The organism is Yoonia sp. R2331 (genome assembly GCF_041103235.1).
GTDB lineage: Bacteria > Pseudomonadota > Alphaproteobacteria > Rhodobacterales > Rhodobacteraceae > CANMYO01.
Map to the genome: position 1 here is coordinate 273,569 of NZ_JBGCUN010000003.1, position 12,781 is coordinate 286,349.

The 12,781-nt window shown below is 57.6% G+C and carries 11 protein-coding genes and 1 tRNA gene; 6 read left to right on the forward strand and 6 right to left on the reverse strand.

Features of this window, described 5'->3' with window-relative positions:
• Positions 1-39 precede the first annotated feature (39 nt).
• Genes AB3Y40_RS19300 through AB3Y40_RS19320 form a run of 5 tightly spaced genes read left to right on the forward strand, consistent with a single transcriptional unit; the run spans position 40 to position 4,542 of the window.
• A complete protein-coding gene (locus AB3Y40_RS19300; protein WP_369440526.1) occupies positions 40-912 on the forward strand; it encodes a sialic acid TRAP transporter substrate-binding protein SiaP in 873 nt (290 codons plus the stop codon).
• A 21-nt stretch (positions 913-933) separates the two neighbouring features.
• Entirely contained in the window at positions 934-1,515 is a 582-nt protein-coding gene (locus AB3Y40_RS19305; protein ID WP_369440527.1) for a TRAP transporter small permease, read from the forward strand.
• A 16-nt stretch (positions 1,516-1,531) separates the two neighbouring features.
• A complete protein-coding gene (locus AB3Y40_RS19310; protein WP_369440528.1) occupies positions 1,532-2,809 on the forward strand; it encodes a TRAP transporter large permease in 1,278 nt (425 codons plus the stop codon).
• A gap of 45 nt (positions 2,810-2,854) precedes the next feature.
• Complete coding sequence (locus AB3Y40_RS19315; RefSeq protein ID WP_369440529.1) at positions 2,855-3,625, forward strand: SDR family oxidoreductase; 771 nt, start codon at positions 2,855-2,857, stop codon at positions 3,623-3,625.
• 5 nt (positions 3,626-3,630) lie between these two features.
• Positions 3,631-4,542, forward strand: a complete 912-nt coding sequence (locus AB3Y40_RS19320; RefSeq protein ID WP_369440530.1) for a sugar kinase — start codon at positions 3,631-3,633, stop codon at positions 4,540-4,542.
• 150 nt (positions 4,543-4,692) lie between these two features.
• Here the strand turns inward: AB3Y40_RS19320 and AB3Y40_RS19325 are convergent.
• Positions 4,693-4,769 (reverse strand) — tRNA-Arg (locus AB3Y40_RS19325).
• A gap of 123 nt (positions 4,770-4,892) precedes the next feature.
• Here AB3Y40_RS19325 and AB3Y40_RS19330 point away from each other — a divergent pair.
• On the forward strand, positions 4,893-5,918 hold the full coding sequence (locus AB3Y40_RS19330; protein ID WP_369440531.1) for a LacI family DNA-binding transcriptional regulator: 1,026 nt from the start codon (positions 4,893-4,895) through the stop codon (positions 5,916-5,918).
• On the opposite strand, the gene AB3Y40_RS19335 is transcribed toward AB3Y40_RS19330, so the two are convergent.
• The 5 genes from AB3Y40_RS19335 to petA form a co-directional block, all read right to left on the reverse strand.
• Positions 5,889-8,018 carry a putative bifunctional diguanylate cyclase/phosphodiesterase gene (locus AB3Y40_RS19335; protein WP_369440532.1) on the reverse strand — a complete coding sequence of 710 codons (2,130 nt, stop codon included), beginning with the start codon at positions 8,016-8,018 and terminating at the stop codon, positions 5,889-5,891. The genes AB3Y40_RS19330 and AB3Y40_RS19335 overlap by 30 nt on opposite strands.
• A gap of 130 nt (positions 8,019-8,148) precedes the next feature.
• Positions 8,149-9,546, reverse strand: coding sequence for an NADP-dependent phosphogluconate dehydrogenase (gene gndA, locus AB3Y40_RS19340; RefSeq protein ID WP_369440533.1), 1,398 nt, complete (start codon positions 9,544-9,546; stop codon positions 8,149-8,151).
• A gap of 148 nt (positions 9,547-9,694) precedes the next feature.
• Complete coding sequence (locus AB3Y40_RS19345; protein WP_369440534.1) at positions 9,695-10,564, reverse strand: cytochrome c1; 870 nt, start codon at positions 10,562-10,564, stop codon at positions 9,695-9,697.
• A gap of 10 nt (positions 10,565-10,574) precedes the next feature.
• Complete coding sequence (locus AB3Y40_RS19350; RefSeq protein WP_369440535.1) at positions 10,575-11,915, reverse strand: cytochrome b; 1,341 nt, start codon at positions 11,913-11,915, stop codon at positions 10,575-10,577.
• A gap of 12 nt (positions 11,916-11,927) precedes the next feature.
• Positions 11,928-12,485, reverse strand: coding sequence for a ubiquinol-cytochrome c reductase iron-sulfur subunit (petA, locus tag AB3Y40_RS19355; RefSeq protein WP_369440591.1), 558 nt, complete (start codon positions 12,483-12,485; stop codon positions 11,928-11,930).
• Positions 12,486-12,781 lie beyond the last annotated feature (296 nt).

The window sequence follows — 12,781 nt, forward strand, 5'->3', positions numbered from 1 at the left end:
ACGGCCGCATTTGCACAAGAAACACTGAAGTGGGCTCATGTGTATGAGACCGGTTCCGCTTATCATCAGGTCGCCGAATGGGCCGCCGAGGAAATCAGCGAACGCACCGAAGGTCGCGTTGAGATCAACATTTTCCCAGCATCAAGCCTGGGCAAGGAAGTTGAAATCAACGAAGGCCTTGGCCTTGGCGCAGTTGACATCATCTACACCGGTCCGAGCTTTGTTGAGCGTTACTACGGCCCAATCGCGATTTCCGACTATCCGTTCATCATGCGCGGCTGGGATCATTGGCTGTCCTATCGTGGCAGCGACCTGTTCGCTGAACTGTCAGACGGGTATCACGATGCAACCGGCAACCAGGTTCTGGGCCTTGTCTACTACGGCCAGCGTCACGTGACGTCGAACAAGCCGATCCTGACGCCGGCAGATATGGAAGGCCTGAAAATTCGCGTTCCGAATTCGCCTGTCATGCTGATGTTCCCGAACGCCGTTGGCGCAAACCCGACCCCGATGGCCTTCTCCGAAGTCTACCTTGCACTTCAGCAGGGCGTTGTGGACGCGCAGGAAAACCCGCTGCCAACCATCCAGTTCAAGCGGTTCTACGAAGTGCAGTCCAACATCAACCTGACAGGTCACATCCTGAACTCGTTGCTGGTGATTGCCTCTGATGATGCGCTTGATCGCATTGGCGACGACGCAGCTGTTGTGCGCGAAGTGCTTGATGCAGCTGCACTGAAGGCCTCTGAAGAGATTTATCAGGCCGAACTTGAGCTTGTCGCATGGTTCCGCGAGCAGGGCATCACTGTGAATGAAGTCGACAAGACCCCGTTCCAGGATGCCGTTAAGCCGATGCTCACGGGTGACGATGTTCCCTACACGATGGAGCACTTTCAGCGCCTGGGCGAACTCTAAGATCACGTAGGGAGTTCGGTTGTGCAAAATAACCCGAAACCAACGGAGGGGCGCGCCGACAGTGCGCGCCCCGAAATCACCTTCAAGGATTCTGATGTCGACGTATCCGACTTTGGGGTCGTCGATCTTCCAGGGCTTATCGCACTCTGGATTCTTGCATTCATTGTCTTTCTTCAGTTCTTCACACGGTATGTCCTGAACGACAGCCTCGCATGGACAGAAGAAATCGCGCGTTATCTGCTGATCGTCGTCGCTTTCTTCGGCGCGATCTCAGTCACCCGCAAGGGTACGCATATCTTCTTGGAATTTTTCTACCGCTACCTGTCAGCCCGCGCCGGCAAATGGCTTGCCGTGACGATGGAGGCGCTTTCGCTGGTCTTCTATGGCTATCTGACGATTTTGGCGGTCGAACTGGCGCAAAAAACGCGAACCAAGATGGCGTCGGTCGAGATACCGAAAAGCCTTCTATATTGGTGCGTCGCAGCGGCCTTGTTGGCCATGACTGCATTCTCGATCTACTGGCTCCTGCGCAAAATCCGCCAATCACCCGAAGCTGTTCTGCAAGAGCTGGAAGAGCATTCACTTCACGACATATCAAACTGACTGGCGGCACCTCCAAATGGCCCTTACACTTCTCTTCTTGCTATTGTTTTTGTTGCTGATCGCTGGTGCGCCGGTTGCAGTTGCCTTGGGCGTAGCCTCGTTGGTCTTCATCATATTGGACGGACTGCCGAATGTGGTCGTGCTTCATAACATGGTCAACGGGATCAATTCGTTCCCACTGATCGCCGTGCCATTCTTCATTATGGCAGGTCACCTGATGAACTCGGCCGGCATCACCACCAAGATCTTTGCTTTTGCACGGGCCACAGTGGGATGGATGTACGGCGGCCTGGGCCACGTCAATGTCGGCGCCAGTGTGATTTTTGCGGGCATGTCAGGTGCCGCGGTGGCGGATGCCGGGGGGCTTGGCAATATCGAAATCAAGGCCATGCGCGAAGCAGGCTACGACACCGACTTTTCGGTTGGCATCACGGCTGCATCTTCGACAATCGGCCCGATCATTCCGCCGTCGCTGCCACTGGTGGTCTATGGCGTGATCGCAGAGACATCGATCGGCCAGTTGTTCGCCGCGGGGTTGATCCCGGGACTGCTGATGGCTTTCGCACTGATGACCATGGTCGCAATCTTTTCCAAGATCAGAAACTACCCGCGCGACGAACGGTTTTCACTGCGTCTGTTCTTCTCGACCTTGTGGCACGCCATTCTGCCGTTGTTCACCCCAATGATTATCGTGGGTGGCATTCTGACCGGTATCTTCACACCCACAGAAGCCGCAATCGCGGCTGTGGCCTATGCCATGTTTCTGGGGATGTTTGTCTATCGCACGCTCGATGCCAAACGTCTGCTACGCGTGTCGATGGATACGGTTGAAACAACAGCCTCTATCATGATGATCGTCGCGGCGTCGTCGATTTTTGCCTGGATCCTGACCTCAAACCAAGTCGCTCCCAAGTTCGCCGCCTTGATGCTTGGGTTTACCGACAACCCGGTTGCGATCCTGTTGATCATTATGCTGATCGTTCTCGTGGTCGGCTGCTTCATGGAGACACTGGCGGCAATCACGATTTTGACGCCGGTTTTGTTGCCAGTGGCGATGCAAATCGGTGTGGACCCCGTGCACTTCGGAATCATCCTCATCCTGAACCTGATGATCGGGCTTTTGACGCCGCCTGTGGGCTTGGTGCTTTATGTCCTGGCCAAAGTATCTGATGTGCCATTCGAACGCTGTGTTGTCGCAACAGCACCGTTCCTTGTGCCACTTGTGCTGGTCTTGTTGTTGCTGACCTTCATCCCCGCGCTGTCAATGTGGCTGCCAGAGATGATCTACAGATAGCACATCAGGCCGATACGCCTCACTCACTGAACAATTGGAAGACAAATGACTGCAGAAAACCTGTTTGATCTAAGCGGCAAGACCGCACTCGTGACCGGCTGCAAACGCGGCATCGGACGTGGCATGGCAGTTGCCTTGGCGCGGGCTGGTGCCGATGTCATCGGCGTCAGTGCAACGCTTGAAACATCTGGCAGTGACGTTGAAAAAGACGTCGTTGCGCTTGGTCGGTCCTTTCGCGGATATGCCTGCGACTTTTCCAACAAAGACGCCATTCTGACGTTTGCGGAACAAGTTACGCAGGATGCCGGACAGATCGATATCCTCGTCAACAATGCCGGCACCATCAAACGCGCCCCTGCGGCTGAACATGCCGATGATCTGTGGGATGAAGTGATCGAGGTCAACCTCTCCTCTCAGTTCCGTCTGACCCGAGAAATCGGCAAGACAATGGTCAAGCAAGGCTCTGGCAAAATCATTTTCACGGCGTCGCTCCTTACATTCCAAGGCGGCATCAATGTGCCGGGCTATGCCGCGTCCAAGGGCGGAATTGGTCAGTTGACCAAGGCGTTTGCCAATGAATGGGCCGGGTCTGGCGTCAATGTGAATGCCATCGCGCCGGGTTATATTGCCACCGACAACACGCAAGCCCTCAGAGACGATCCCGATCGCAACGCGGCGATCCTGGGACGCATTCCAGCGGGCCGCTGGGGCAAGCCCGAGGATTTTGATGGGCCGGTGGTCTTTTTGGCGTCGGACGCATCCGAATACGTCCACGGCACCGTGCTGACCGTGGACGGCGGCTGGATGGGTCGCTGAACGCGATGAAAGTTGCATGTGTCGGCGAGGCCATGATCGAACTGTCGCTCGACAGTGCGCAGGACACCGCTTTTCTTGGCGTCGCAGGGGATACGCTCAATACCGCGATCTATCTGCGGCGTGACCTGCCGATGGAACATGACGTCGCATTTGTCTCTGTTCTTGGCCGTGATGAGTTATCCGATCGGATAATGGATTTCATTGCCAAGCATGGGGTTTCAACCAAGAGCATCCAGCGCCATCCCGACCTTTTGCCCGGCATCTACGCGATCAGCATCGATGATGGCGGCGAACGGGCATTTTCCTATTGGCGCGACAACTCTGCCGCCCGGACCTTGTTTCAACGCCCCGATGGCAGCACCTGTTTTGACGATCTGGAAGAGTTTGACGTCATCTACACATCGGCCATCACTCTGGCAATTCTACCGCCGCTGCAACGCGACAGGTTTCTTGACTGGATCGCGACCTTTCAAAATCGCGGTGGCAAGTTTGTCTTCGATTCCAACTTTAGAGCACGGCTCTGGCAAGACTTGGGCGAAGCACGTCGCGTGGTCGCGCGGGCCTGGAGACTTTGTGACATTGGCCTTCCGTCCGAAGACGATGAACGGGCCTTGTTTGGCGACAAAACGACCGATGAGATGCTTGAAAGGCTGAAAGGGTATGGCCTTCCAACTGGCGCGCTCAAGCGGGGCATCTGCGGCCCTTTGCCCATTAATGCACCCCTTGATGCGTCAATCGAATACCCACCTGCGCAAGTGGTCGTCGATACAACCGCCGCCGGTGACAGCTTTGGCGGCGCGTTTCTGGCTTCCTTTTTGACCAAAGGCGATCTTAACGATGCAATGCGCGCAGGCCATGCGCGCGCCTCGATTGTCGTGGGCCACCGGGGCGCAATCGCGCAGGATCAAGATAATTAGCTACGGCTTGGTGGCAAGGCTCCACCTTTCCCAACTCCGCTATTGGGTCTTGACTGAACGCAATCACGAAGCCCCTGATGTTCGTCTTGTAAATACCGCACAGTAACGGCGGTCAAAACAAGCAAGGAACCCAGTCTCTGAAGGCGTTTTTGGCGACCCCGGCAGGATTCGAACCTGCAACCTGCCCCTTAGGAGGGGGCTGCTCTATCCAGTTGAGCCACGGGACCACACCGCAGATATCCCCTTGTTTGCGCAAACGGTCAACCGATCTGATCGCTTGAGCCTTTTACATCGGCCCACCGGCCCGCTAAGTGTTATGCAACAAACTGGTAACGATCAGGACGGACAACTTGACCATCCCCCCTCGCCGCCCGCTGACACTCCGCGATGTTTCTGAGGCATCAGGTGTCAGCGAAATGACCGTCAGCCGCGTATTGCGCAACAAGGGTGATGTCAGCGCTGCAACGCGCGCCAAGGTTCAGGAAGCCGCCAAACGTTTGGGCTATGTGCCAAACAAGATCGCCGGATCACTGGCATCAAGCCGGGTGAATCTTGTGGCCGTCATCATCCCGTCGCTGAAAAACATGGTGTTTCCAGAGGTGCTGTCGGGCATCTCGGAAACGCTTGAAGACACCGTACTGCAGCCGGTCGTGGGCGTGACCGACTACTTGCCCGAGAAAGAAGAAAAGGTGCTGTTTGAAATGCTGTCCTGGCGCCCCGCAGGCATCATCATTGCGGGGCTTGAACATTCAGAGCCATCGCGCGCGATGCTAAGCCAAGCAGGCGTGCCCGTGGTCGAAATCATGGACACCGATGGCGAGCCAATCGACACCTGCGTGGGCATTTCGCACCGTCGCGCCGGGCGTAAAATGGCAGAGGCCATTCTGGACGCGGGCTACCGCCGGATCGGTTTCATGGGCACCAAGATGCCGCTGGACCACCGGGCCCGCAAACGGTTCGAAGGGTTCACCCGCACGCTCGCGAAGTCAGGTATCGAGATCATTGATCAGGATTTCTATTCCGGCGGATCCGCCTTGGCCAAGGGGCGCGAAATGACGGCAGAGATGCTTGGCCGTAATCCCGACCTCGATTTTCTGTATTTCTCAAACGATATGATTGGCGCAGGCGGGCTTTTGTACCTGCTCGAACAGGGGATCGATGTGCCTGGTCAGATCGGTCTGGCCGGCTTCAACGGGGTCGAACTGCTGGACGGTTTGCCGCGAAAACTTGCCACGATGGATGCTTGTCGGCACGAGATTGGTGTGAAAGCGGCACAAATCATCGCGGACCGGACCAAGGGGATCGTCGACATCGAACCGATGAACACGCTCAGCCCCACAATTGCGCTAGGCGATACGCTGATCCGCCGCACCTGACGCAGCGGGCGCCCTTTCCGCGATGTCCCCGCGCTGTTCAAGGTAGCTTCGGAGGTCTGCCAATGGCATCGGTTTGGCATGCAGATAGCCCTGCGCGCTGTCGCAGTTGAAACGCAAAAGCATGTCCTGTTCGGCTTGGGTTTCCACCCCTTCGGCCAGCACATCAATCCCAAGGTTCTGTGCCAAATCCAGGATCGCACGGGTGATTGTCTGCAACTCCTGATCGCCATCGATATTGCGCACGAGGCTGCGGTCGATCTTGATCTTGCTCACGTCGAACTTGCGTAGCGTCGCGATGGCCGCGTGGCCGGTGCCAAAGTCGTCAAGCTCAACCCGGAAGCCTGCGTCGATCAACCGGTGCACGTTTTCAACAATGAACCCCGCACGTTCGTCCAGCAATGTCGATTCAAGCAATTCAATCCGCAGGTTCTGATGGGTCAGCCCATGCTTGCGCATACAGGTGTTCAGCCGCTTGATCAGGTGCGTATCACTGATTTGCGCCATCGACATATTCAAGCTGATGCAGGGGCTTTGCAGGCCCCAGTTCATCATCTTGCGCAGCGCGCGGCAGGACTGCTCCATCACGATATCGTCCAGCATTTCTGTCAGTCCGGCGTTCTGCGCCACTGACAGGAACTCTCCTGCCGGGACCGGATCGCCACTTGACGGAATCCAGCGGATCAACGCCTCAAACCCGATGATGCGACCCGACCGGGCGTTCAGCTGGGGTTGGAAAAAGGATACGAATTCACCCCGATTGATCCCCGCCTGCATCCGTTGGGCCAGATCACTGTTGCGCAGCGTGGTTTCGCGCATGTGTGGCTCAAACAGGACCGTATCTTGCGCTTCGCCCCGCTTGGCCTGCCCAAGTGCGATGTCCGCGTCTGATAGCGCCTCTGCTCCCGGTCTGGTCGCAGAGGGGTTCACAAAGGCGGCGCCCATCGAGGCCCCGACGTGGCACAGGTGTCCGTCATAGCTGATCGGCTGAGAAAGCTTATCGCTGATCTGATCGGCATAACGCAGGACTTCGGTGCGCGACTTGCGCGTCACCAGAACAGAGATGAATTCATCACCATCGATCCGCGCCACAATCCGCGGCCTGACACGGCCGCCCGACAGGATTTCCGCGGCAGTGCGTAACACGAAATCACCGGCATCATGGCCAAAGACATCATTCACCGTTTTGAACCGGTCCAGGTCAAGGTGCAGGATCACGATCCGCTCGCGCGGTTCAAGCGTCTCAAGCAGCGCGTCAATCTCTTCGCTCAGCTTGTAGCGGTTGCGCAGACCGGTCAGATCATCGGTGCGCAGCAGGTTCCTCAAGCGCGCCTGCTGGTCCTTGAGTGCCGTGATATCAATGCGCAATCCGACGCGCCCACCATCACTGGTCGCCTGTTCAACAATCCGTAGCCAGCGCCCGTCGCTTAGCTGCTGTTCCAGATCGACATCGCATTTGACATGCTGTTCCATTCGCTTGCGAAGCCATTCGTCTTCCCGGCCGATAGCGGCTGCGTATTGCTTTTGCTCAAGCCCATATCGCAGAATATCTTCGAACTTCGTACCAGGGGTCATAACCGCCGCACTCGGGCCGTACATCGACCGATAGGTCTGATTGCACATCACCAGCCGGTCGTCCGCGTCGTAGACGACAAACCCATCTGACAGCGCATTGATGGCGGTCGCCAGCCGATCCTCTGCCTGGGCTGCGTGCATCTTGTAACGGTTCAGCAAGGTAATATCCCGCGCCATCACCACAAAAACCGGCTTAGTCCCGCGTTGGTACATGATGGTGAACGCCAACACCCGGCCAGAACCGAGCACATCATGCAGATAGAAATCGAACTTGGCCGCCTTGCGCTCTTTAACCCGCGCAAAGACCCGGCGGACGCGATCGGCGTTCAGACCGTTCATCAGCGACCAAGGCGTAGCCCCGACAAGGTCCCGCATAGTCTTGTCCAGAAAAACCCGCGCTGATTGGTTGGCCGCGATCAGTTTCAGCGATGCCGCGTCGAACGTATATAGCTGCGACGGCGCGCTATCGTACAAATGAAACAGCACATCGCGCGAGATCAACTCTCGCGCGGCGGTCATTTCAGCCATTTGGACCGGATCAGTTTGCATCTGGCACCGTTAAAAGGTTCGGCCAGACACTAATCCTGCAACTGTGAAGCAAGCCTTAAGCCAGAGCAGACAATTTTCACAAAATCAAGTCAACGTAACCTCAATGGACCTATTCAGCCCAAGGCCCATGCTGGCCTGTCTCACCGTTATCCATCCGGGCAAAGCCGTGGCGCCCGAAATAGTCACGCTGCCCTTGGATCATGTTGGCAGTGCCTCGCGCGGTTCGCATCGCGTCAAAATAGGCAAGACCAGAGGCCAGCGCAGGCATCGCGATGCCATGCAGCGCGCCTGCCGCCACCACCGCGCGCAAGGCCGCGTGATTGTCGCGCAGATAGGCCGAAAAAGTCGGCGCCAGCATCAGGTTGCGGTCGGCATCCTCGCCCAGTGCTGCAGCCATATCGTTCAGCATGTCAGAGCGGATGATGCAGCCTTCGCGCCAGACCTTGGCGATCTCGGGCAGGGGCAAGGCCCAACCGTAATCGTCAGACGCCGCTTCGATCATCGCAAAGCCTTGCGCATAGCATAGCACCTTGCCGGCGATCATCGCGCTTTCCAGTTGCGCCAGCGTCAGGGCATCACCCATCGGTGCCGGTGCCGCGCCAAAGACCTTTTCCCCGGCGGCACGCTCGGCCAGTCGGGACGACAGGTTGCGCGCAACCACCGCGGCCTCGATCGCGGGGATCGGGGCGGCAAGTTGCTGCGCTTCGATCACAGTCCAGCGGCCCGTGCCCTTTTGCCCGGCCGCATCCACGATCACATCCAGCATCGGCTGCCCGGTGGCGGGATCTGTGGCCTTGGCAACCGCGCCCGAAATTTCGATCAGATAGGATTTCAACGGACCTTCGTTCCAACCCGCAAAGACCTCTCCGATGGCGGCGGCATCCATGCCCATGCCATCGCGCATGATGCCATAGACCTCGGCGATCATCTGCATGTCGGCGTATTCGATGCCGTTGTGCACAGCTTTCACAAAGTGGCCCGCACCCTCTTCACCCATCCAGGTGGCGCAGGGCGTACCTTCGTATTTGGCGCTGATCGCTTCCAGAATATGGGCAACGCGGTCCCAATTGGCGCGGACACCTCCGCCCATGATGGACGGCCCAAACCGCGCGCCTTCTTCGCCGCCGGACACACCGATCCCCAAGAATGGGCCGGTCGCTTCGCGCGCGCGGCGGTTAGTGTCATGAAACAGCGCATTGCCCGCATCAATGATCAGGTCATCGGCATCCAGCAATGGGCGCAGCGCCGCAATCTGATCATCTGCCGGCTGCCCGGCAGGGACCATCAAGATGATCGCGCGGGGCGTGGCAATTGACGCGACGAGGTCTTCCAGCGTTTCTGTGGGGGTGATCCTGGGTGCCAGATCACCGGCATTTTTGGCAAAGTCCTGCGTGACAGATGTGGTGCGGTTCCAAACAGCAATGTCAAAGCCCTTGTCCGCAATGTTCGACGCCAGTGCGGCCCCCATTGTCCCAAGTCCGATCAAGCCGATCTCTGCCAATGCCATGCGGCTTCTCCCTTATGTTACCCGTAACAGCTTAAAGTGCGCAGGGGTTAAATTGTAAAGCCCCGGCGCAGTCACGACACGCCCAATGGGGGAGGTCACAAAGAAAAGGCCCGCCAGTTGGGCGGGCCTTTGAATGTTCTCTCGGACCTTAGTCGTCTTTGTGCTTGTGCGGCGCCCAAAGCTTCTTGTTGGTCAGGTACAGCAGCACCGACAACACGGTCAGGAAGATCACGCCGGTCAGACCGGCCTGCTTGCGCGCGACCAGCTTCGGCTCGGCCGTCCACATCAGGAAGGCGGCGATGTCTTCGGCTTCATGCTCAAGGCTGTTGGAATGGCCGTCGTCGAAATCGACATCCTCACCCCACAGCGGCTGCGACATGGAAATCCACGAACCGGGCACCATGTGCTTGCCCTTTTCGTCGATGCAAGTCTCAGGGAAACCACCCGCAGCAAAAGCCACGTTGTAGAAACCATCCATCGGCGGGTCCATTTCCAGCGCGCATTCAGGCTCTTCGTGATAGCCGGTCATCAGCGAGGCGATGTATTCCGCTCCACCCATGCCTTTGAAGAGTTGCGCAAGACCAGTGCCGTAGGGCCCGTGGAACCCGGCGCGTGCCTTGGCCATCAAGGACAGGTCAGGCGCATTGGACAGCGAGGACCCGGGGAACTTGTCGGCCGGTGTGGCGGGGCGGAAATCGCCTTCACCATCAAACAGCGCCTGATCGAACACTTCGTATTGCTCGGCAAAGGCGCGCATCTGATCCTCTGGCAGACCGGGGCCGCCTTCATCATGCAGGTTGCGGAACGCGACCAATTCCAGCCCGTGACAGGCTGAACAAATCTCGGTGTAGATCTTCAGACCGCGTTGCAGCTGGTTTTGATCATAGCTGCCGAACGGCCCCTCGAACGAGAATGCGAAATCCTCAATCTCAGTTTCGACTTCTGCGGCCAGCGCGGGGCTAACCGTCAGGGTCAGCGCCGCAACAGCGGAAAGTGTCAGGTGACGGATCATTGTCATGTGTCCTTTCTTACTCGGCCGGAGCGGCAGAAGCTTTGCCATCCGATTTTGCCGGGTAGTGCGCATTGAAGTCGTCTTCGATTGTGGCCGGTTGCGGCAACGGTTTCTCGATCACACCCAGAAGCGGCAGGATCAGCAGGAAGTAGGCAAACCAGTAGGCCGAGGCGATCAGCGAGATCCAGTCATAGGGGAACTCTGCCGGGCGTGCGCCCACCCACATCAGCACGATGAAGTCGATCACCAGCAGGGCAAACCACCACTTGAACATCGGACGATACCGACCGGACCGGACGCGGGATGTATCCAGCCACGGGGCCAGCGCCATCACCGCAATCGCGCCGAACATGGCCAGCACTCCAAAGAACTTGGCGTCGATAATGCCGAAGCTGAGGAAGTTCACGATCTGCACGACCCAGACGTCAGCGGTAAAGGCCCGCAGGATCGCGTAGAACGGCAGGAAGTACCATTCAGGCACAATGTGCGATGGCGTCGCCAGCGGGTTGGCCGGAATATAGTTGTCCGGGTGGCCCAGATAGTTCGGCATAAAGCCCACGATCGCCACGAAAATGACCAGGATCACAGCCAGCGCGAACAGGTCTTTGATCACAAAGTACGGCCAAAATGGCAGTGTGTCCTTTGCGGCATCCTCTTTGCTCGTGCGGCGGACCTCAACACCGGTCGGGTTGTTGTTGCCCGTGGTGTGGAACGCCCAGACGTGAACAATTGTCAGCCCCAACAGGACGAACGGCAGCAGATAGTGGAGCGAGAAGAAGCGGTTCAGCGCAGGCTGACCCACAGCCGAGGCCCCAAGCAGCCATGTCTGAATGCTTTCACCGATGAACGGAATCGCGCCAAACAGGCCGGTGATCACTGCAGTGCCGTGGAACGACATCTGACCCCATGGCAACACGTAGCCCATAAAGGCCGTGCCCATCATGACCAAATACATCAGCATGCCGATGATCCACGTCACTTCACGCGGGGCCTTGTAAGACCCATAGTAGAGCCCTCGGAACATGTGCGCATAGACCGCCACAAAGAACAGCGATGCGCCATTCTGGTGGAAATAACGGATCATATGGCCGCCGTTCACGTCGCGCATGATGTGCTCGACCGAGTTAAACGCCATATCGACGTGGGGCACGTAATGCATCACCAGCACAATGCCGGTCACAATCTGCAGCACCAGCGTAAACGCCAGCACGATGCCCCAGATCCACATCCAGTTCAGGTTCTTGGGCGTCGGGATCATCAGGGTGTCATAGGCGAGGCCCAGAATCGGAAGGCGAGTGTGAAGCCACTTTTCGCCGCCAGACTTCGGTTCGTAGTGGTCGTGGGGGATACCAGCCATGATGCTCTCTCCTTAACCCAGTTGAATCGTTGTTTCGTCAACAAAGGACGCGACAGGCACCGGCAGGTTGCGCGGCGCTGGCCCTTTGCGAATACGTCCCGAGGTGTCGTAGTGCGACCCGTGGCACGGGCAGAACCACCCGTGGAAATCGCCCTGCTCGGCCAATGGCACACAGCCAAGGTGCGTACAAACACCCATCTGCACTAGCCAGATACCCTCTTCATCCAGCGAACGGTTTTCGTCCGTGGCAGGGACCGGGCCAAGGTTTTCGTTGTTGGCGTCCGGGTCAGGCAGGTCAGAGACGTCGACGGCGCGCGCTTCTGCGATCTCGTCTTCGGTGCGTGACCGAATAAAGACCGGTTTGCCCTGCCACAGCACGGTAATCTGCGTGCCCGGATCAATCACACTGATATCAACCCGGATCGAGGCCAAAGCCTGCACATCCGCCGATGGGTTCATCTGATTGACAAGCGGCCAGACTGCCGCGCCCGTCACCACTGCGCCAGCTCCCGCCGTTGCATAGTAAAGAAAGTCGCGACGTGTGCCCTGATGTTCGTCTGCATGTGACAAGGGATACATCTCCGATTGTTGCGGGTATTTCGACCCATAGCAAAGACATAGGCCAAAGGGCCCAGCCGTCCGTTCGCGCGGTATGTAGCCCTGTTCTGTGCCCCAGTCCAGCGGACAATCCAGCGCAGGGCCTCCGCATGATCATATGAAGTGTGTGACCACAGCCCAATGAGGTCGGCATTTCAACGACAATGCTTAACAAACTGCTACGTCGTTGCACAATTTCGCCAAAGTTATCGTACAATAAACGTCGGGGCTGACAGATAACCGTATGTTGATTAATGTTGGATTCATAA